Here is a 19,371-nt window from a genome sequence, read left to right on the forward strand (position 1 = left end):
TATAGTATCAGGTACTAATAACAAGTATAAGTATTTCTGGGAGGATATATCATGGAACTATTACAAGGGAAAACATTTGTTGTTATGGGCGTTGCGAACCAAAGAAGTATTGCATGGGGAATAGCTCGCTCTTTGCATAATGCAGGTGCAAAATTAATATTCACATATGCAGGAGAACGTTTAGAAAGAAACGTTCGTGAATTAGCGGACACATTAGAAGGACAAGAATCACTTGTATTACCTTGTGATGTAACGAATGATGAGGAACTTACAGCTTGCTTTGAAACAATTAAACAAGAAGTAGGTACTATTCACGGTGTAGCACATTGTATTGCTTTTGCAAATCGCGATGACTTAAAAGGTGAATTTGTAGATACTTCTCGCGATGGATTTTTACTTGCACAAAATATTAGTGCATTCTCTTTAACAGCTGTAGCAAGAGAAGCAAAAAAAGTAATGACAGAAGGCGGAAATATTTTAACGTTAACATACCTTGGCGGCGAGCGCGTTGTGAAAAATTATAACGTTATGGGTGTTGCGAAAGCTTCATTAGAAGCGAGCGTGAAATATTTAGCGAACGATTTAGGTCAACACGGTATTCGTGTTAACGCTATTTCTGCAGGACCAATTCGTACGTTATCTGCAAAAGGTGTAGGCGATTTCAACTCAATCTTAAGAGAAATTGAGGAGCGCGCACCACTTCGTCGTACAACAACGCAAGAAGAAGTTGGCGATACAGCAGTATTCCTATTCAGTGATTTAGCACGCGGTGTAACAGGAGAAAACATTCATGTTGATTCAGGGTATCATATCCTAGGATAAATATAATATTAATTTTTAAAGGACAATCTCTAAATGCTGAGATTGTCCTTTTTATTTGTTCTGAGAAAGAACGATTTTTAACGAAAGTTCTTACCACGTGATGAATATAACTATAATAGTACACGATTTATTTAGCTACGTATGGAAGTGGGAGGGACGAGTGTGAAGAATAAAAATAAAAGTTCAACAGTTGGAAAACCGTTGTTATATATCACGCAAGTAAGTTTAGAACTTGCTGCACCGAAAATAAAAAGGATTATCCTGACAAACTTTGAAAATGAAGATCAAAAAGAGAAAAGTAATAGACAAGAAAATATTGTAAGTAGTGCTGTGGAAGAGGTAATAGAACCAGAACAACAAGAAGAGCAGCAAGTGGAAGAAAAAATAGAAGAAAAAGAAGAACACGCAGAACAAGAAGAGCAAGAAGAGCAAGAACCAGAACCAGTAAGAACTGTCCCGTATAATAAATCATTTAAGGATATGAATAATGATGAAAAAATTCATTTTTTACTAAACCGCCCTCATTACATTCCGAAAGTAAGGTGCAGAATAAAAACAGCTACAGTCTCATATGTTGGATCGATCATATCGTATCGAAATGGCATTGTATCTATTATGCCGCAAAATAGTATGAGAGATATTAGGCTGTCTATAGATGATATCCAATCGATTAGTATGGCCGGTTTTTAAATATGTAAAGGTGGTAGAAAGCTTCTACCACCCCAATAGTTTTTTAGTTTACTTTACGATAGAAACGTCGCGTAAGCATTGAATCGCACAGAAACAGCTTAAATCAACAGTAATGCAAGTAGTTGTAGATATTAATCTTGCATTTGGTACAGCTAAAAACGTACAAATTGGATCGTCACCAGGTGGTACCGGAGAACTGTCACCTAAAACTACAGTTAATACACGTAGTACAGCACAGCTATCGTCATCTACACTTTCCACACGGAAAATTGGAGAACGGCAGCTAGTAAGGCTTGATGATGGTGCAAATGCTTCAAAAGGTTCTCCAGTTTTTGTGTATAAAATAAAAGGGCGTGTATTAGCTACTGATGCAGTATTGTGTGCACCTAAGAATGGGATTTCACAACCAGATCCACATGTTGTTGTAGAACAATCTTGTAATTCATTGATGAATTTTACAACGTCAACTACACAATGAGAAGAGCCATGGTGTTTATTTTCGTTACAACTCATTAATGTCACTCCTTATCTTCTTGTTTGTATTTACATTAATAAGATATTGGAGTCGAGGAGATTTGGTCACAATCTCAAGACCTTTTTTTTTAAATAGGCGAAAGAGGATAAGGGAAGGTGGAATCATGCTGTTTACAAGCTGGCTTTTATTTTTTATTTTTGCGTTAGCTGCTTTTAGGCTCACTCGTTTAATTGTTTATGATAAAATTACAGCCTTTTTGCGAAGACCATTTATTGATGAATTAGAGATTACGGAGCCGGATGGAAGTGTATCAACGTTTACAAAAGTGAAAGGTAAAGGATTAAGAAAGTGGATTGGCGAATTGTTAAGCTGTTATTGGTGTACAGGTGTATGGGTTAGTGCTTTTTTATTAGTCTTATATAATTGGATTCCTATCGTTGCAGAACCGTTACTTGCATTATTAGCCATTGCAGGAGCAGCAGCAATCATTGAAACGATTACAGGATATTTTATGGGAGAATAATATATTTTCATAATAAGAGAAAAAGCGGAGTTTAAAAGAATGAGGGAACGGAAATAAAGAGTTGTTCATATAGTAAATAGACAGAATTGACAGTAGAGGAGATGTTTGCTGTGAGCAATAATCCAAGGCAAAATTCATATGACCTGCAGCAGTGGTATCATATACAGCAACAACACCAAGCACAACAACAGGCATATCAAGAACAATTACAACAACAAGGATTTGTGAAGAAAAAGGGATGCAATTGTGGGAAAAAGAAGAACACAATAAAACAATATGAAGAATGAAACACTCATGCTACTGTGAGTGTTTTTTATTATATATAAAAAGCGGTATTTCTGTATTAGAAATACCGCTTTTTACTAGCTAATTTGTGCAACTGTTAATGCTGCAGCACGAATGTCTACAGTTCCAATTAACTGAACTGGCACAATTTGAATTAAGTCACCAGGATTTAAGTTAATAAGAATAACACCGCTGGATACGTCTACTTCACCAGTACCAATAACGTTAGAACGAACTGCTGTACCTGATCCAGGAATAATATTAGCTGGTGTATTTAATGATAAGAAGAAACGACCAGCTTCTGGTGCAACAGGTGAGTTATCAAGACTAATTGTTAATGTATAACTGATTTGATAAATACCAGCTCGTAGAATTCGAATGCCATCTCCGACACTTACTGTATCATTTATTACAGGAACAGTAATATTTGGGTTTGGACTTACGCTAGGTAATAATAGTGGTGTAAATAGTGAAGCAAACTGAGGTGCAGACGCGTTGAAAGCAAAACCAAAGGCAGGTAGTGTACTAGCTGGCTTCGCCTCGCAATCGATTTTAGTAAATTCGCAATCAGAAGAGAACATGTTTTTCACTCCTTTATCTGTTTCTACTTTCAGTTAATGAAAAGGACAGGTTCTATGTTCTAGACAAGTTCCCAATTTTAAGAAATTTACATAAGAATACTCGTTAAGCATGGATTGGGTGGCAGAATTATCTGCCACCCAATCCATGCTTAACTCATTATTTAGTTTTAAATAGAAACATCGCGTAAGCATTGAATAGCGCAGAAGCAACTTAAATCAACAGTAATGCAAGTGGAGGTTGATATTAGTCTTGCATTTGGTACAGCTAAAAACGTACAGATTGGGTCGTCACCAGGTGGTACAGCGGTACCATCACCTAAAACTACAGTTAATACACGCAATACAGCACAGTCATCATCATCTATACTTTCTACGCGGAAAATGGGAGATCTGCAGCTAGTAAGGCTTGAAGATGGTGCAAATGCTTCAAAAGGTTCTCCAGTTTTTGTGTATAAAATAAAAGGACGTGTATTCGCTACTGATGCATTGTTATGTGCACCTAAAAATGGAACTTCGCAACCAGATCCACATGTTGTCGTTGCACATTCTTGTAGTTCATGTATAAAACGAACAACATTCGATACACAGTTGAAATCACACTCATGTTGATGATCTTCATTACAATTGCAGCTCATTATGTTCACTCCTTCTCGTGAGTTCTGACATACACTATTACAATATGAGTGGAATATGGCTGATATTACGTTAATTCTCACGATAAAAACAAGGAATTTATATAGGAGGGATGTACATAACGTGATATAAAAAAAGACATCCTTATTTAGTGGATGTCTTTTCAGGTAAATCTTTTCGCACAGTATATAAAAAACGAGATATATCTAATTTCTTTCCTCTGAAAAATTGCGGAGAAGAAATGTAAAGTTCTTCTTTCGCACGTGTAATGGCGACATACAGTAATCGGCGTTCTTCTTCTAACGCTTCAGAAGTTTCCGTAATACGATCGTTTGCATCTTTTAAAGAAGAAGTGTGGGGCAGGATTCCATCACTCGCTCCAAGTAAAAAGACACATGGAAATTCAAGGCCTTTTGCGTTATGGATTGACATAAGTGAAACGGCATCTTTTTGCGGCATTGTTTTTAATGCTTCCATTTCTTTTTGACCTTGAATCGCCTCGTCGATAAATTGTAAATAAGCTGGAATATCGGTGAAACGAGTTGCAGACTCCATTAATTCTTCCAACATTTCTTCTTGTATGTCTTTATGCATCGTAAAGGAAGAACGATCATTACTTTGTAAGTATTCTAAATATTTTCCTTTACCATGAATGATTTCTTTTAATGCTTTTTTCGGTTCTAATTCTTTAATAAATTTAATAAAATCGATGCGCTCATTTACCTTTTTCACTTGAAAAGGTTTTAAGCTTGGATTTAATAGTAAGAAATGAAGAAGAGAAGGGAAGCGCCCCTCACCATATTTCCATTGTTCACGTTCAATAAATGAAATACAATCATCACGTCCGATATACATCGTCGGCAATATGTTTGAAAGTGATTCTAGTCGAAACGGCTCAATCACGAGTCTTAAATGATCTAATACAGGCTTGATTAAAGAATGTTCATAAAATGATTGGCTCGCCCCGTGTTTAATAAACGGGACTTTATGAATGGTAAGCTGATCAAGTAACGAACGACTTACAGAATGTGTGCGATACAGTAAACAAAAATCTTTATAGTTTCGGTCACCGCTATCTACTTTTTCTTGAATGAGCTGCAAAATTTGATTTGCTTCGTCAAGAGTCGTAGCAGGTCTTGCATAAAAAGGTTGTACACCTTCTTCACGAACGGAGTATAGCTCTTTATCAAAACGTTCTTGATTTAATTTTATAACTTCATTTCCAAGCCCGACGATAAAGGGATTGGATCGATAATTCGTATTTAGTGCAATGATTGTTGTGTTATCAAATTCTTTTGGAAAAGATAAAATAATTTGGTGACTTGCCCCTCGCCAGCCATAAATTGCTTGATCATCATCACCTGCGATGAACAAATTATTTCTTGGCGTGGCTAACAATTTTACAATTTCATATTGTGCATAGGATGTATCTTGAAACTCATCTACTTCAATGTAGTGAAAACGTTGTTGTAATTGAGTTAGTAAAGGAGCATTATTTTCTAACATATAATATGTTTCCAATAAGATGTCATCGAAATCAATATAATTGTATCGTTGTTTTACCTCTTCAAAACGTTCATATACTTCTTTAAATTCTTGTTCCACTGGTGTTTTCGCTTTTACATCTTTCGGACGATTTAATTTGTTTTTTTCAAGTGAAATCATCGCGAGCATCGTTTCCGCATCGTAATCGTCTTTTAAACGCAATTCTTTTAAGATTTTCTTTATCATAATTTGTTTATGTTTTTCATTTGCTAAAATTTGCTGATTATACCCTTGACTACGAAGCAATTTTAAGAAAACAGAGTGGAATGTACCAGCAACAACGTAGCTACTTGCTGCATGATTCATACCTGGTAACTTCGCAACACGACTTCGTATTTCTTCAGCTGCTTTTTGTGTAAATGTAAGTAATAAAATATTTCGTGGATGAACTTGTTTTACATTTACTAAATAACCAACGCGAGTTGTTAAAACAGATGTTTTCCCGCTTCCGGCACCAGCTAGTGTAAGAACAGGACCTTCTGTTGTGCGCACGGCTTCTAATTGTTTTTCGTTTAAAAAAACATTTTGTTGCTCGAGAGCGCGGAAATAAGCCGCATCTACATCTTCTTCCATAATTAAATGGGTAGATGTTTTCGGAATATGATATGTCGCACGCGGAATATCAGCGTGTGTTAACAATTTTTGTGAAAATTTTTCTTGTGTCATATGTTCACCTTCAAAACTATAGCATCAACATTTAACTTTAGCGGAAGAAAAAGAAAATAGCAATGTAAAAAAACAGGAGGGGTCACCTCCTGCTTTCAAATTACAATTCTTTTATCATTACGACGTGCGGGATATTTGCTTCCATAAATACATCAGAACTTGTTACATATCCAAGTTTTTTATAGAAATCTTCAGCATGTGTTTGAGCGTGAAGTTTCAATTTTGGTAGCGAATTTTCTTTTGCATACGCTTCAAGCGAATCCATAACAATTTTTCCGATGCCTTTTTTGCGATGGGAATTTAGCACGCAAATGCGTTCTATTTTTCCTATACCATCAAGGATGCGAAAACGTCCAGCACCAACTGGAACATCATTGTCATATATAACAACGTGTGTTGAAGTTTCTTCAAACTCATCGTACTCTTCTTCAGCAGAGACATGTTGTTCATTTACAAACACTTGTTTACGTACAGAGAATGCATCTCTTAGTTGTTCGTCCGTTTGTACAATCTGTGCGTGCAAATTAGTTGTTCCCCTTTCCAAGACGGAATGTTTCGTGTACAGTCCATGTTCCATTTTCTAATTGATATAGAAGATGGAAACGATCAATTGGTTGTTCGTAATAGAAATCTTTCATACGTAATCGGCCCAACACATCAGCATGCTCTGCATCTGATAAGCCTTGTCCGATTGTTAAATGAGGTACGAAAGCATATTCGCGTTCTTGCGTGAATAACCCGCTATGCATTTCTTCATTTAAGAAAGTAAGTTCAGGTGTTTTTTCTACTTTAAAGTAAAGGACGTTATTAACAGGTGCGAAAGAACCAACTTTCCCAACATGAAGGGTGAAAGGGTTCGTTTTACTTGCGATTGTATGTAACTCGTTTACAATCGACTCTAATTGTTCATCTTGCGCCTCAAAGGGTGTTTTCAATGTAATATGTGGCGGAACTAATGCGTAGTGCGGGTCATAACGTTTACGCAATCCGTTCGCTTTATCTTGAATCATTTTAGATGGAAAAATTACAATGCCTAATTTCATGTTCCAATTCCTCCCTTTGTAAGTCTAGTTAGATTTTGAGATAAATAAATCTCTTTATCTATTATATCAAATTATTCTGAATACTGCTCTCTATTATTTCATTGATAGAATATGAGAGAAGGCTTTCGGTAAATCAGTCTGCCAATATTTCCAAGTATGATTGCCTTCAAATTCCTCGTAATGCGTGATGAAGTTTCTATCTGTAAGAAGCGTATTTAACTCACGGTTCGGCCCTACGAAATCAGATACTTGTCCATCAGTACGCTTTACAGCCGTTTCTTCTGTACCGATGACGTGATACAGTTCTAACGCCTGTGGATCTTTGAATTCTTTTGCTAAGTTCATCACTGTCTCATCCACAAATGGTGATTGCATAACGACTTTACCGAATGTATGCGGATACATAAGTGCAGTCATAAAGGAAACTGTTCCGCCAAGAGAATCACCAATTAAAACACGACCTTTTCCCATTTGATACGTTGGATAATTTTCATCAATATATGGTGCAAGTTCATGAGCAAGGAAACGAATATATGCAGCATTTTTCACTTCATTTGGGAAATATTTTTCTTTACGATCATGTACATTTTTATATGGAATACCGACAATAATTGTACGGTCAATTTCTTCGGTTTCACGAAGGCGCTCAATTACACGGTGCGCTTTACCGAGCTGAAAATAATCTCTACCATCTTGTGCAATTACAACTGTATGTTTGTGCAGTGGTGTGTAATTTACTGGTAAATAAACGAGAAGTGTAACATCTTCTTGAAGTGATGCGCTATAAAATGAAATTTCTTCAATTCTCCCTATTGTTTGACTCATGTAGATCCCCCTAAATAAAAATTTACTGTAACGATTGTAAGAGCGACGCTTGTAGTGAAAAGGAAAGAAATATTCACTAATTGGTGCCTTAATTTCTATTTTACCATAATGGTACGAAGAATCTAAAAAATTAGTATTTAAGTTACGAAAGAAAACGGATATAATGAAGTGGGATTTTTGACAGGTGAGAGGGGAGACAGGATTTGAAACAAGAAAAATCAATCGCACTACCATTGGCTATTTCTATAATTGCCATTTCCTTTGCAGCAGTTTTTGTAAAGATGTCCTCAGCACCATCTTCAATATTAAGTATGTACCGCTTATGGATTATCGTACTTATTATGCTGCCTATCGTATGGAAAAAAAGAGAGGAATTTAATAGGATTCAAATGAAAGATTGGGGCTTTTTAATTGGATCTGGTTTCTTTTTAGCACTTCATTTTCTTTTATGGTTTGAATCTTTAAAGCATACAACAGTTGCTAGTTCAACAATTATTTTGGCACTTCAACCAATCGTATCTTTAGTTGGAGGTTTTTTTCTATTTAAAGAAAGAACAACATATTCAGCCATTGCAACGATGGGAATCGCTATTTTAGGAGTAATGTGCATTGGTTGGGGAGATTTAGGTTTAAGTAAGCAAGCAATTTATGGTGACATATTATCCTTTCTAAGTGTAATAGCGGTTGTCGGTTATTTATTTATCGGGCAAACGACAGTGAAGAAAGTATCGCACTGGATTTATAGCTTTACAGTCTTTGCGTTCGCAGGCCTTTTTATGGGGATTTATAATGTTATATTACAAGTACCCTTTACAGGTTATACGAAGTGGGATTGGACTGTTTTTCTTTTACTTGCGGTTGTGCCGACAGTGTCACATGTAATTAATAACTGGCTATTAAATTATGTAAATGCAACGACAATTTCAATGAGTATTTTAGGAGAACCTGTTGGAGCCTCTATACTTGCGTTCTTTTTACTTGGAGAAAAATTAAATGCAATGCAAATTATCGGTAGCATGCTCGTATTGTTTGGTGTATCTGTTTTCTTACTGCAGCAACAAAAGCGAACAGCAAAAAATGTCGTAAATGAGCCAGTGTATACACAGGAATTATAGTGTTAGGGGAGAAAAGAGAAGTTGTGATACTTCTCTTTTTGTTTTATAGAAATACGGGCGTAGAAGGGGGAAGAAAATTTAAGAGATATTAAAGAAGTATATGAATAGATTTACAACACTAAGTGAAGAAGAGCAGCAAATGATCCTCAGTGACTTACAAATTGAAGAATATAAAAAAGGAACAGTGCTCCTAAGACAAGGAAATGTTCCGTTAAAATGTTATTTTGTATTAAAAGGATGCGTTAGGCAACATAGTATAGATGAAGCAGGGAAAGAAGTTACATCAAATTTTTATACAGAAGAACAGGCAATTTCGAATTTCAACCATCATAAACAAGATAAATCTTCATCATATACGTTAACGTGTTTAGAAGATTGTACTGTAGTTGTTGGTGATCTACATAGTGAAAAGGACATGTATAATAAGTATTCACAATTAGAAGAAATGACGCGTAAAATGATCGAGTACAATTTCGGTGAAGTACAAGATGAACTTGCTGTATTTATCTCATCGACACCAGAAGAGCGATATAAAACATTGTTACGAAAACGCCCGTATTTAATTCATCGCGTTCCACAATATCAGCTAGCAAGCTATCTTGGCATGACACCAGAATCATTAAGTAGAATTAAGAAACGGCTTAATTAGAGTGTTTACCACCTTTCAATAGTAGCCATATCGCAAGTCCTAATTCACCTGCAATCATAGGTAATTGGAATAGTGATTGTATGATTGAAATCATTGTATCGTATTGTGTAAACATTGTATTCATGACGTGAATTAGCATATAACCGGTAGCAGCAATGAACAGCAGTATACTAATAAACTTTGGTATCTGTTTAGAGAGAAAAGCTACATAGCCTAAAACGAAAAGATGCAATCCAAAAATGATCAATCCTACAGACCAAATGTATTCGAATGCACTGAGAAACAACATTGTATATGTTTCTGGATTCGCAATTGTATTTTTTGAAAGCAATAATACCAATATTAGATTGAATATAGCAATCCCAAGTATAGCTGTATACATAAGACGAAGTAAAGCGGCTAGTAATGAGAGGCTAGTATGAATTGGTTTTAGAAAGAAATAAAGAGCCCACGCGGCGACAATATCAGTGATAAAAATGATAATCCACCCGAAAATTTCCGCTTTGAAAAGTGAATTTGAAGTTTGGATATTATGGAATGTTGTACTCGCATCTCCTTGTATAACGAGATTTCCATGAACAAAACCGTAAGAGAAAAATGCAATGAATGCCATAACAAGAAGAGATGTGCTAGCAAATAAGGCGTACTTTCGTTCAGTCATAATACGTCCTCCTTTTCTAATATTGTTTTCATTGTAATAGGGAAGAGGAGGAGATTCATTGACTTAAATCAAGAGAGGGAAAGTTTAGTGGAATTTCCATCAAAAAAAGATGTATGGTTATATCCAAGTTTTTTATTAATCTTGTAAAAAGTAAAAACTCAAATATTGAAATCAAGTAAAAGAGTGGCTATGAAGCCACTCTTTTACTTTGGATTTGTCATATAAGGTTGTACATGAATGACACATAGGTCACGAAATTTGCCTTCAGCAGTTGTGACAATTACGACTGCTTTACCTGCACTTTTTCCAGTAATCGTCACGGTGTCACCTTTTGGATATATGGTGATGATATCAGAATTCATATTTGACCAAATAAGCTCTTTATTCGTTGCTTGTATTGGTAAAATGGAAGCTGATAACACAATGTTTTGTCCTGTTTTTATTTTTAATTTATGTTTTTCCATATGAACACCGATGACTGAAATAACAGAAGGAGCAATTGAAATTTTAGGCGGGTTAGGTTGCATGTTTAAACAAGACGCAGAAGTATTTGTGATAGGTGAAAATTTTCGTGTTTGTTGTTGCTGGAAAGCTGCTAACATGTTGGAGTCCCCTTTCTGTATAAGTGCTGATACTCATACTATAAAGGAGTAGTGTTATGTTAAATTTAACGAAACATAAAGAATTTGTTAAATTTGATAAGAAGATTGTCGAACTGTAAAAAATCTCTGCTGTTATGATAACAGCAGAGATTTTTTTATAAATTATGACGATGTTGTTTTTCGAAATCCTCAAATTGCTCTTTAACTTCTTTTGAAGGTTGTGTTAGTAAACTAACAATTACGATGGCTAGTAAACTAATAGCGAAACCTGGAATCATTTCATATAAGAAATCTTTTAAGAATTTGAATTGAGTCCATATAATAACAGTAGCGGCACCAGAAATCATACCGGCAAGTGCGCCCCACTTCGTCATACGTTTCCAATATAAGCTTAATAAAATAGCAGGTCCGAATGAAGAACCAAATCCAGCCCAAGCGTATCCAACAAGAGCTAAAATCGTATCATTTTGTTTAAACGCTAATGCGCACCCAACTAATGCAATAACAAGTACAGCCATACGACCGACAAATACAAGTTCTTTATCAGATGCAGAACGTTTGAAGAATGTACGATATAAATCTTCAGTTACAGCACTAGAAGTAACGAGTAGCTGTGATGAAATTGTACTCATAATCGCTGCTAGAATGGCTGCTAATAAAAATCCAGTAATAAGTGGATGGAATAAAATTTTCCCAAGTTCAAGGAAAATTGTCTCTGGATTAGATAATGTCAACTCTTGTTGTGAGTAGTATGCAATACCGATAAGACCGGTAAACATAGCTCCGACAACAGAGAAAATCATCCAGCTCATACCAATTCTTCGTGCACTTTTAATCTCTTTTACAGAAGAGATTGCCATAAAGCGTACGATAATATGAGGTTGTCCAACATAACCAAGGCCCCATGCGAATAATGAAATAATTCCTAATACAGAAGTACCTTTAAAAATATCTAATAATGTTGGATCAATCGATTTAATTGTACTAAATGCAGGACCAAGTCCATTTACATTCATAATTGTAACGGTAGGAACAAGAATAAGAGCAACTACCATAATGATTCCTTGCACGAAGTCTGTCCAACTTACTGCTAAGAAACCACCAAATAATGTGTAAGCGACAACAACGCCAGCTACAATGAATAATCCAACATGATAGTTCATGCCAAATGAATTTTCAAATAATACAGCGCCTGAAACTAATCCTGAAGCTACATAGAAAGTAAAGAAAATCATAATAACAAGTCCAGATACTAAACGTAGCATATGAGATTTGTCGTGGAAACGGTGTTCCAAAAATTCTGGGATAGTAATAGAGTTATTTGCAATTTCTGAGTAGGTACGTAAGCGAGGAGCGACATAAAGCCAGTTTGCGTATGCGCCTAGTGTTAGGCCGATCGCAATCCAACTACTACTTAATCCAACGCTAAACATTGCACCGGGTAACCCCATTAAAAGCCAACCACTCATATCGGATGCTCCAGCACTTAATGCTGTTACTGCGGGGCCTAGTGTACGCCCGCCAAGCATATAATCTGTTAAGTTGGACGTTCGTTTATAGGCGAAATAGCCAATGACTAACATCCCGAGCATGTAAATTGAGATAGAAGTTAAAGTTAACATCTGTGTACTCATGTAGTTCCCCTTCCTTTTGTCATGTCTTTTGATGCGTTATGCATATTTATCCCGCATAAACGGGCAGTAAAACTCCCACCTTAAAATTGGCTGGGCAAGGAAATTAGGTGGGAGATCAACTGCCCGTAAATGCCCGATTGGTTCAACTAATAATCAGTGGGGAGAACAAAACCCTCACTGATTAAAGTTTCACTTTATAATCTATCATGATTATTCTGAAAAATCCATATAGAAATACGAATTTTCAGAAATGTAAGCGTTTTTTGATGTCATTTTACTTTTTTAATATATAATATTCATACAAAAAACCTTATTTTTAATAGAGTATTTATTATATTTACATAAAAAGAGGTTGTTTTGTCAATATAATATTGAAAGGAAAGAAAAATAAAATTTTTGGAAAAGTATTGACTTGTGAAAAAAGTTAGGTCTATAATGAGTGCAACTTAAAAAAATGCAAGCGTTGATGAAGAAGAGTACACATGATGAACATGTCAGAGAGCTGATGGTTGGTGCGAATCAGTATGGAATTGATGTGGAATGGGCTTCGGAGCTTCCAAACCGAAACGAAAGAAGTAGGCTTTGGCGACATGATCTCATCGATACAAGAGACACGTATTGTTTTTGATACGGTAAAGTGCGTTACATTTGTAACGAATTAAGGTGGCACCACGGGAGTACCCGTCCTTTCTATAGGATGAGTACTCCCTTTTTGTGTATAAAAAATTAAATAAGTGAAATCGTTTAAGTAAGAAGAGTACGTATATTGGAGACGTTACAGAGAGCCGGGAATAGGTGGGAGCCCGGTACGGTACCATATACGGAATGGGCTTACGAGAGGTATGCTGAACAATTATTTTCAGTAGGCAACCCGGGTTCCGCCGTTACAAGGATAAGGTATAAATTTTGTACCTGAACAAAGCGGGATGCTTTTGCATCCAACACGAGGTGGTACCACGGTATATTTATCGTCCTCTACATATTTTCGATATGTAGAGGATTTTTTTATTTTTCAGGGCGAGGTGAAGGACATGATGACGAAAGAAGAATTTATAAAACAAAAAAGAGAGAGAAAGACATTTTTAGTAATCACTGAAGAAGAAGGAGATAGCATTACGCCAATTTCTTTATATAGACGTATGAAAGGGAAGAAGAAATTCTTATTAGAAAGTTCACAGCTTCATCAAGATAAAGGGCGTTATTCTTACTTAGGATGTAATCCTTATGGAGAAGTGAAAAGCGTTGGTACGGAAGTGGAACGAACGATTTACGGCCGGTCAGAAAAGTTGCAAAGTAACGTACTTCAAGTGTTAGAAGAAGTGATCGCGTCAGCTCAAGTAGAGAGTCCATTTCCATTTTGCGGGGGAGCAGTTGGTTATATTGGATATGATGTCATTCGGCAGTATGAAAACATTGGAGCGGATTTACACGACCCATTAAATATTCCGGAAGTACACCTTTTACTATATCGTGAGTTTATCGTTTACGATCATTTACGCCAAAAGTTGTCGTTTGTATATGTATGCAGGCAAGATGATTCAGCAGATTATGAAGAAGTATACGAAAGGCTACGAGTATACAAAGAGGAAGTGCTACAAGGAGAAGAAGCTGAAGTAAATGCAATACAATCCCCATTATCATTCACTTCTTCTATAACGGAAAAAGAGTTTTGTGAGATGGTAGAAATGGCGAAAGAATATATAAGAGCGGGAGACATATTCCAAGTTGTACTGTCACAGCGTTTACAAAGTGAATGTATTGGTGATCCATTCGCGTTATATCGAAAACTTCGAATTGCAAATCCATCACCATATATGTTCTATATCGATTTTCAAGATTATGTTGTACTCGGTTCCTCGCCGGAAAGTTTACTATCAGTAAGGGAGGATAAAGTGATGACGAATCCAATTGCTGGTACAAGGCCGAGGGGGAAAACGAAGAGGGAAGATGAGGAAATCGCAAAAGAACTGTTAGGCAATGAGAAAGAGCGAGCAGAGCATATGATGCTTGTAGATCTTGGGCGAAACGATATTGGTAGAGTGAGTGAAATCGGCTCGGTTACGATAGATAAATATATGAAAGTAGAAAAATATTCTCACGTTATGCACATTGTATCCGAAGTTTACGGAACATTGCAAAAACAAATGGGCGGATTTGATGCGTTAGCGTATTGCTTACCAGCAGGGACGGTTTCTGGAGCTCCGAAAATTAGAGCGATGGAAATTATAAATGAACTAGAGAATGAAAAAAGAAATGTATACGCTGGTGCAGTTGGATACGTTAGTTTTTCAGGAAATCTTGATATGGCGCTCGCCATTCGAACGATGGTCGTAAAGGATGAAAAAGCATATGTTCAGGCAGGAGCAGGAGTCGTTTACGATTCAGATCCAGTAGCTGAATATGAAGAAACATTAAATAAAGCGAGAGCGCTTTTGGAGGTAATGAAATGATTGTACTTATCGATAATTACGATTCGTTCACATATAACTTGTATCAACTGTTAGGCGAACATGAAGAAGAAATTGTAGTTGTAAGAAATGATGAAATAACGATAGAACAGTTAGAAGAGGTGAATCCAAGAGGAATTGTACTTTCACCAGGACCAGGAAAACCAGAGGATGCTGGCATTTGTATCGACGTCATCCGTCATTTTTATAAGAACGTTCCCATATTAGGGATTTGTCTTGGCCACCAAGCGATCATAGCTGCATTTGGAGGAGACATTGTTAGAGCAGAATGTATTAAACATGGAAAAACATCGCGTGTGAAACATAACGGAACGTCAATCTTTTCATACGCTACACAGCCGCTAACGGCAATGCGCTATCATTCCCTTGTTGCAGAGCAAACGAGCTTGCCAGAGTGTTTTGACATATTAGCGACAGCGATGGACGATGGAGAGATAATGGCAGTCCGTCACAATTATTATCCGCTCTTCGGATTACAGTTTCATCCGGAATCAATCGCAACAGAAGAAGGCGGAAAGTTAATACGTGCCTTTTTAACAGAAATAAAAGAGGAGGAAAGAGTATGAATAACTATCTTCGTAAATTAGTGGAGGGTCAACATTTAACAGAAGAGGAAATGTATAAAGCAGGACTACTTTTATTAAGTGAAAACATATTAGAAAGTGAAATTGCAGCTTTCTTAGTCTTACTGAAAGCGAAAGGTGAAACTGCAGAAGAAATATACGGTCTCGTTCGAGCTCTTCGCGAAAAGGCATTGCCGTTTTCGAACCATATACAAGGAGCAATGGACAATTGCGGGACGGGTGGTGACGGTGCTCAAACGTTTAATATTAGCACAACATCAGCATTCGTACTGGCAGGAGCAGGTGTAAAGGTTGCAAAACATGGTAATCGTGCTGTTTCTAGTAAAACAGGAAGTGCAGACTTATTAGAAGAACTAGGTGTAAATATTAGTAGTACGCCAAACGAAATTGATTATTTACTAGAGCATGTGGGCATTGCATTTTTATTTGCACCAGTGATGCATCCAGCACTAAGGCGCATTATGAAAATAAGAAAAGAGTTAAACGTGCCGACGATCTTTAATTTAATTGGTCCTTTAACAAATCCAGTGAATTTAGAAACACAATTTGTCGGTATTTATAAACGAGATATGTTATTACCAGTTGCAGAAGTATTACAAAAGTTAGGCCGGAAACAAGCGCTTGTCGTAAATGGAAGTGGTTTTTTAGATGAAGCGTCATTACAAGGGGAAAATCACGTAGTCTTTTTAAAAGATAATGAAATAGTAGAAATGAGTATTGATCCAGAAAAGTATGGTTTTTCAAGAGTGAAAAATGAAGAAATTAGAGGGGGGAATTCAAAAGAAAATGCAAAGATTACGCTTGAAGTATTGAGCGGAGAAAAGAGTGTTTATCGTGATACAGTTTTATTAAATGCAGGTCTAGCTCTTTTCGCAAATGGAAAAACGGAAACGATTGAAGAAGGAATTAAACTCGCGGCACATAGCATTGACTCTGGAAAAGCATTAACCAAATTAAACTTATTAATTGCAGCAAGCAATGAAAAATTAGAAAGGGTGAACTAAAGTGGGGACGATTTTAGATGAAATTGTAGAACAGAAGCAAAGGGAAGTTGCGGAGTTGTATGAAATATATACACCAGTAAAAACAAAAAGAAAGACACATTCACTTGTAGAAGCGTTACAGCAGTTTACTGTCATTGCAGAAGTAAAGCGAGCATCACCATCAAAAGGAGATATCAATTTACACGTTGACGTACGAAAACAAGTGGGAACATATGAGAAATGTGGTGCAGGAGCAGTATCTGTTTTAACAGATGGTCAATTTTTTAAAGGGTCGTTTCACGATTTACAAACAGCAAGAGAAGAAAGTAACATTCCGCTTTTATGTAAAGATTTCATAATCGATAAGATTCAAATTGATAGAGCATATGAAGCGGGAGCAGATATTATTTTACTAATTGTAGCAGCGTTAACGAAAGAGAAGTTAAAAGAGTTGTATAGCTACGTGTTAGAAAAAGGATTGGAAGCGATTGTTGAAGTTCATGATGAACAGGAATTAGAAACTGCGATTGTATTAAATCCGCACGTTATTGGCATTAATAATCGTAATTTAAAAACGTTCGAAGTAGATTTAAGCCAAACGGAAAAGCTTGGAAAAAGATTGAATGAGGAGAAACTACTTTGGATTAGTGAAAGTGGCATTCATTCAAAAGAAGATATTATTCGTGTTAAAAGAGCTGGGGCCAAAGGTGTATTAGTTGGAGAGGCGCTTATGACATCATCTTCTATTAGTAGTTTTTTTGAAGATTGTAAGGTGAATATATGAAAGTGAAAATTTGCGGCATCACTGATGTGGAAACAGCGAAAAGTGCGTGCGAATACGGCGCAGATGCACTCGGATTTGTTTTTGCAGAAAGTAAACGGAAAATCACTCCAAAGAGAGCGAAAGAAATCATTCAGGAGCTTCCAGCCAACGTGTTAAAAATTGGTGTTTTCGTAAATGAATCAGTAGAAGTGATCCGGAAAATTGCAGATGAGTGTGGGTTAACACATGTACAACTACATGGGGATGAAGACAATCATCAAATTAGAAGATTGAATATTCCGTCTATAAAGTCGCTAGGAGTAACTTCAGAGAGTGATATGAAAAACGCTCAAAGGTATGAAACGGATTATATATTATTTGATAGCCCGAAAGAAAAGTTTCATGGAGGAAATGGAAAGACATTTTCATGGGAACTACTTGGGCATATGCCAAAAGAATTGCGAAAGAAAACGATATTAGCTGGTGGATTAAACGCTCTTAATATAGAAGAAGCAATTCGAACTGTTCGGCCTTATATGGTCGATGTGAGCAGCGGAGTAGAGACAGAAGGAAAGAAAGATGTAGAGAAAATAAAACAATTTATTATAAAAGCAAAGGAGTGTTCCAAATGAACTACGCATATCCAGATGAAAAAGGACATTACGGTATATACGGAGGACGATACGTTCCAGAAACGTTAATGCAATCTGTACTAGAACTAGAAGAAGCATATAAAGAAGCGATGCAAGATGAAGCATTTCAAAAGGAATTAAATCATTATTTAAAAACGTACGTCGGAAGAGAAACACCGCTTTATTTCGCTGAAAATATGACGAAGTATTGCGGAGGTGCAAAGATTTATTTAAAACGTGAAGATTTGAATCATACAGGAGCTCATAAAATTAACAATACAATCGGTCAGGCACTACTTGCAGTGCGAATGGGCAAGAAAAAAGTTGTCGCTGAAACAGGAGCTGGACAACACGGAGTTGCAACAGCTACTGTATGTGCTCTTCTCGGATTAGAATGCGTCATTTTTATGGGAGAAGAAGATGTAAGACGTCAAAAATTAAATGTGTTCCGAATGGAATTACTCGGAGCGAAAGTAGAAAGTGTAGCGGCAGGTAGTGGTACATTAAAAGATGCGGTAAACGAGGCGCTTCGTTACTGGGTTTCACATGTGCATGATACGCACTACATTATGGGATCTGTTCTCGGACCACATCCATTCCCGCAAATTGTACGTGATTTCCAAAGTGTAATTGGAAATGAAACGAAAAAACAATATGAGGCGTTAGAAGGAAAGTTACCAGAAGCAGTCGTTGCTTGTATTGGCGGTGGCAGTAACGCGATGGGAATGTTTTATCCATTTGTACATGATGAAGAAGTTGCTCTTTACGGCGTAGAAGCAGCTGGAAAAGGCGTTCATACAGAAAAGCATGCAGCAACTTTAACGAAAGGAAGCGTTGGCGTTCTCCACGGATCAATGATGTATCTTCTGCAAAACGAAGAAGGACAAATTCAAGAAGCACACTCTATTTCAGCAGGACTTGATTATCCAGGTGTTGGTCCAGAACATAGCTTGCTAAAAGATATTGGCCGCGTTTCTTATCAGTCGATAACAGACGAAGAAGCATTAGAAACATTTCAATTATTAACGAAAAAAGAAGGCATTATCCCGGCGTTAGAAAGTTCACATGCTATCGCATACGCGTTAAAATTAGCGCCGCAAATGAAGACAGACGAAGGGCTTGTCATTTGTTTATCTGGCCGCGGGGATAAAGATGTAGAGAGTATAAAACGTTATATGGAAGAGGTGTAAAA

Annotated in this window: 22 protein-coding genes and 2 other annotated features; of the genes, 12 read left to right on the plus strand and 10 right to left on the minus strand. The window is 36.6% G+C overall.

From position 1 onward, the window contains the following. Nucleotides 1–51 precede the first annotated feature (51 nt). Together fabI and V7S45_RS06035 are read left to right on the plus strand one after the other, a co-directional pair. Nucleotides 52–822, plus strand: coding sequence for an enoyl-ACP reductase FabI (gene fabI, locus V7S45_RS06030; RefSeq protein WP_000421886.1), 771 nt, complete (start codon nucleotides 52–54; stop codon nucleotides 820–822). Between the two features lie 141 nt (nucleotides 823–963). After that, nucleotides 964–1,512, plus strand: a complete 549-nt coding sequence (locus V7S45_RS06035; protein ID WP_089607289.1) for a spore coat CotO family protein — start codon at nucleotides 964–966, stop codon at nucleotides 1,510–1,512. A gap of 48 nt (nucleotides 1,513–1,560) precedes the next feature. Here the strand turns inward: V7S45_RS06035 and exsY are convergent, their stop codons facing one another. Then, nucleotides 1,561–2,025: an exosporium assembly protein ExsY gene (exsY, locus tag V7S45_RS06040; protein WP_001277744.1), complete on the minus strand. Its 465-nt coding sequence runs from the start codon at nucleotides 2,023–2,025 to the stop codon at nucleotides 1,561–1,563. A gap of 125 nt (nucleotides 2,026–2,150) precedes the next feature. Here exsY and V7S45_RS06045 point away from each other — a divergent pair, with 125 nt between their 5' ends. Together V7S45_RS06045 and V7S45_RS06050 are read left to right on the plus strand one after the other, a co-directional pair. Next, a complete protein-coding gene (locus V7S45_RS06045) occupies nucleotides 2,151–2,510 on the plus strand; it encodes a DUF1360 domain-containing protein (protein ID WP_000899662.1) in 360 nt (119 codons plus the stop codon). A 101-nt stretch (nucleotides 2,511–2,611) separates the two neighbouring features. Continuing rightward, complete coding sequence (locus V7S45_RS06050; protein WP_029948404.1) at nucleotides 2,612–2,797, plus strand: hypothetical protein; 186 nt, start codon at nucleotides 2,612–2,614, stop codon at nucleotides 2,795–2,797. A gap of 75 nt (nucleotides 2,798–2,872) precedes the next feature. On the opposite strand, the gene exsF is transcribed toward V7S45_RS06050, so the two are convergent. The 6 genes from exsF to V7S45_RS06080 form a co-directional block, all read right to left on the minus strand. Next, complete coding sequence (gene exsF, locus V7S45_RS06055; RefSeq protein ID WP_000492939.1) at nucleotides 2,873–3,376, minus strand: exosporium protein ExsF; 504 nt, start codon at nucleotides 3,374–3,376, stop codon at nucleotides 2,873–2,875. A 167-nt stretch (nucleotides 3,377–3,543) separates the two neighbouring features. Then, a complete protein-coding gene (gene cotY, locus V7S45_RS06060; RefSeq protein ID WP_001277719.1) occupies nucleotides 3,544–4,011 on the minus strand; it encodes a spore coat protein CotY in 468 nt (155 codons plus the stop codon). Between the two features lie 142 nt (nucleotides 4,012–4,153). After that, nucleotides 4,154–6,220, minus strand: coding sequence for an ATP-dependent helicase (locus V7S45_RS06065; protein WP_342761695.1), 2,067 nt, complete (start codon nucleotides 6,218–6,220; stop codon nucleotides 4,154–4,156). 100 nt (nucleotides 6,221–6,320) lie between these two features. Further along, the gene (locus tag V7S45_RS06070; RefSeq protein ID WP_025687711.1) at nucleotides 6,321–6,743 is read right to left on the minus strand and encodes a GNAT family N-acetyltransferase; all 423 of its coding nucleotides are present in this window, start codon (nucleotides 6,741–6,743) and stop codon (nucleotides 6,321–6,323) included. Between the two features lies 1 nt (nucleotide 6,744). Further along, on the minus strand, nucleotides 6,745–7,263 hold the full coding sequence (locus V7S45_RS06075; RefSeq protein WP_000765863.1) for a YjcG family protein: 519 nt from the start codon (nucleotides 7,261–7,263) through the stop codon (nucleotides 6,745–6,747). Nucleotides 7,264–7,356: 93 nt separating this feature from the next. Then, on the minus strand, nucleotides 7,357–8,088 hold the full coding sequence (locus tag V7S45_RS06080; RefSeq protein WP_000084013.1) for an alpha/beta hydrolase-fold protein: 732 nt from the start codon (nucleotides 8,086–8,088) through the stop codon (nucleotides 7,357–7,359). A 203-nt stretch (nucleotides 8,089–8,291) separates the two neighbouring features. On the opposite strand from V7S45_RS06080, the gene V7S45_RS06085 reads away from it, so the two are divergent. Together V7S45_RS06085 and V7S45_RS06090 are read left to right on the plus strand one after the other, a co-directional pair. Further along, a complete protein-coding gene (locus tag V7S45_RS06085; RefSeq protein WP_000806939.1) occupies nucleotides 8,292–9,203 on the plus strand; it encodes a DMT family transporter in 912 nt (303 codons plus the stop codon). Nucleotides 9,204–9,303: 100 nt separating this feature from the next. Beyond that, entirely contained in the window at nucleotides 9,304–9,852 is a 549-nt protein-coding gene (locus V7S45_RS06090; protein WP_232732725.1) for a Crp/Fnr family transcriptional regulator, read from the plus strand. On the opposite strand, the gene V7S45_RS06095 is transcribed toward V7S45_RS06090, so the two are convergent. The 3 genes from V7S45_RS06095 to putP form a co-directional block, all read right to left on the minus strand. Then, the gene (locus tag V7S45_RS06095) at nucleotides 9,845–10,513 is read right to left on the minus strand and encodes a DUF4386 domain-containing protein (protein WP_025687710.1); all 669 of its coding nucleotides are present in this window, start codon (nucleotides 10,511–10,513) and stop codon (nucleotides 9,845–9,847) included. The two genes, V7S45_RS06090 and V7S45_RS06095, sit on opposite strands and share 8 nt — an antisense overlap. A 203-nt stretch (nucleotides 10,514–10,716) precedes the next feature. After that, nucleotides 10,717–11,115 carry an Ig-like domain-containing protein gene (locus tag V7S45_RS06100; RefSeq protein ID WP_000878734.1) on the minus strand — a complete coding sequence of 133 codons (399 nt, stop codon included), beginning with the start codon at nucleotides 11,113–11,115 and terminating at the stop codon, nucleotides 10,717–10,719. A 155-nt stretch (nucleotides 11,116–11,270) separates the two neighbouring features. Further along, nucleotides 11,271–12,749, minus strand: coding sequence for a sodium/proline symporter PutP (gene putP / locus V7S45_RS06105; RefSeq protein ID WP_025687709.1), 1,479 nt, complete (start codon nucleotides 12,747–12,749; stop codon nucleotides 11,271–11,273). A gap of 454 nt (nucleotides 12,750–13,203) precedes the next feature. Continuing rightward, nucleotides 13,204–13,441: a binding site (T-box leader), on the plus strand. Between the two features lie 42 nt (nucleotides 13,442–13,483). After that, nucleotides 13,484–13,728: a binding site (T-box leader), on the plus strand. A gap of 52 nt (nucleotides 13,729–13,780) precedes the next feature. Here putP and trpE point away from each other — a divergent pair. Genes trpE through trpB form a run of 6 tightly spaced genes read left to right on the plus strand, consistent with a single transcriptional unit; the run spans nucleotide 13,781 to nucleotide 19,369 of the window. Then, on the plus strand, nucleotides 13,781–15,199 hold the full coding sequence (trpE, locus tag V7S45_RS06110) for an anthranilate synthase component I (RefSeq protein ID WP_025690139.1): 1,419 nt from the start codon (nucleotides 13,781–13,783) through the stop codon (nucleotides 15,197–15,199). Continuing rightward, the gene (locus V7S45_RS06115) at nucleotides 15,196–15,783 is read left to right on the plus strand and encodes an aminodeoxychorismate/anthranilate synthase component II (RefSeq protein WP_000636322.1); all 588 of its coding nucleotides are present in this window, start codon (nucleotides 15,196–15,198) and stop codon (nucleotides 15,781–15,783) included. The genes trpE and V7S45_RS06115 overlap by 4 nt, the downstream gene beginning before the upstream one ends. Continuing rightward, nucleotides 15,780–16,805, plus strand: coding sequence for an anthranilate phosphoribosyltransferase (gene trpD, locus V7S45_RS06120; protein WP_025690138.1), 1,026 nt, complete (start codon nucleotides 15,780–15,782; stop codon nucleotides 16,803–16,805). The genes V7S45_RS06115 and trpD overlap by 4 nt, the downstream gene beginning before the upstream one ends. A 1-nt stretch (nucleotide 16,806) precedes the next feature. Then, complete coding sequence (gene trpC, locus V7S45_RS06125; RefSeq protein WP_000536678.1) at nucleotides 16,807–17,568, plus strand: indole-3-glycerol phosphate synthase TrpC; 762 nt, start codon at nucleotides 16,807–16,809, stop codon at nucleotides 17,566–17,568. Then, complete coding sequence (locus V7S45_RS06130) at nucleotides 17,565–18,179, plus strand: phosphoribosylanthranilate isomerase (protein WP_000865147.1); 615 nt, start codon at nucleotides 17,565–17,567, stop codon at nucleotides 18,177–18,179. Before trpC ends, V7S45_RS06130 begins: the two co-directional genes overlap by 4 nt. Continuing rightward, nucleotides 18,176–19,369, plus strand: coding sequence for a tryptophan synthase subunit beta (gene trpB / locus V7S45_RS06135; RefSeq protein ID WP_025690136.1), 1,194 nt, complete (start codon nucleotides 18,176–18,178; stop codon nucleotides 19,367–19,369). The genes V7S45_RS06130 and trpB overlap by 4 nt, the downstream gene beginning before the upstream one ends. Nucleotides 19,370–19,371: the final 2 nt, after the last annotated feature.

Origin of the sequence: Bacillus sp. BR3(2024), assembly GCF_039134555.1 — a bacterium.
GTDB lineage: Bacteria > Bacillota > Bacilli > Bacillales > Bacillaceae_G > Bacillus_A > Bacillus_A cereus.

What these genes read in the sequence shown, in the direction of transcription:
- V7S45_RS06115 (WP_000636322.1), top strand. Translation starts at nt 15,196, where the DNA reads ATGATTGTACTTATCGATAATTACGATTCGTTCACATATAACTTGTAT.
- V7S45_RS06095 (WP_025687710.1), bottom strand. Translation starts at nt 10,513, where the DNA reads ATGACTGAACGAAAGTACGCCTTATTTGCTAGCACATCTCTTCTTGTT.
- V7S45_RS06090 (WP_232732725.1), top strand. Translation starts at nt 9,304, where the DNA reads ATGAATAGATTTACAACACTAAGTGAAGAAGAGCAGCAAATGATCCTC.
- fabI (WP_000421886.1), top strand. Translation starts at nt 52, where the DNA reads ATGGAACTATTACAAGGGAAAACATTTGTTGTTATGGGCGTTGCGAAC.
- exsY (WP_001277744.1), bottom strand. Translation starts at nt 2,025, where the DNA reads ATGAGTTGTAACGAAAATAAACACCATGGCTCTTCTCATTGTGTAGTT.
- trpD (WP_025690138.1), top strand. Translation starts at nt 15,780, where the DNA reads ATGAATAACTATCTTCGTAAATTAGTGGAGGGTCAACATTTAACAGAA.
- trpB (WP_025690136.1), top strand. Translation starts at nt 18,176, where the DNA reads ATGAACTACGCATATCCAGATGAAAAAGGACATTACGGTATATACGGA.
- V7S45_RS06035 (WP_089607289.1), top strand. Translation starts at nt 964, where the DNA reads ATGGAAGTGGGAGGGACGAGTGTGAAGAATAAAAATAAAAGTTCAACA.
- V7S45_RS06065 (WP_342761695.1), bottom strand. Translation starts at nt 6,220, where the DNA reads ATGACACAAGAAAAATTTTCACAAAAATTGTTAACACACGCTGATATT.
- cotY (WP_001277719.1), bottom strand. Translation starts at nt 4,011, where the DNA reads ATGAGCTGCAATTGTAATGAAGATCATCAACATGAGTGTGATTTCAAC.
- V7S45_RS06080 (WP_000084013.1), bottom strand. Translation starts at nt 8,088, where the DNA reads ATGAGTCAAACAATAGGGAGAATTGAAGAAATTTCATTTTATAGCGCA.
- trpE (WP_025690139.1), top strand. Translation starts at nt 13,781, where the DNA reads ATGATGACGAAAGAAGAATTTATAAAACAAAAAAGAGAGAGAAAGACA.
- V7S45_RS06100 (WP_000878734.1), bottom strand. Translation starts at nt 11,115, where the DNA reads ATGTTAGCAGCTTTCCAGCAACAACAAACACGAAAATTTTCACCTATC.
- putP (WP_025687709.1), bottom strand. Translation starts at nt 12,749, where the DNA reads ATGAGTACACAGATGTTAACTTTAACTTCTATCTCAATTTACATGCTC.
- V7S45_RS06075 (WP_000765863.1), bottom strand. Translation starts at nt 7,263, where the DNA reads ATGAAATTAGGCATTGTAATTTTTCCATCTAAAATGATTCAAGATAAA.
- V7S45_RS06130 (WP_000865147.1), top strand. Translation starts at nt 17,565, where the DNA reads ATGAAAGTGAAAATTTGCGGCATCACTGATGTGGAAACAGCGAAAAGT.
- V7S45_RS06050 (WP_029948404.1), top strand. Translation starts at nt 2,612, where the DNA reads ATGTTTGCTGTGAGCAATAATCCAAGGCAAAATTCATATGACCTGCAG.
- exsF (WP_000492939.1), bottom strand. Translation starts at nt 3,376, where the DNA reads ATGTTCTCTTCTGATTGCGAATTTACTAAAATCGATTGCGAGGCGAAG.
- V7S45_RS06045 (WP_000899662.1), top strand. Translation starts at nt 2,151, where the DNA reads ATGCTGTTTACAAGCTGGCTTTTATTTTTTATTTTTGCGTTAGCTGCT.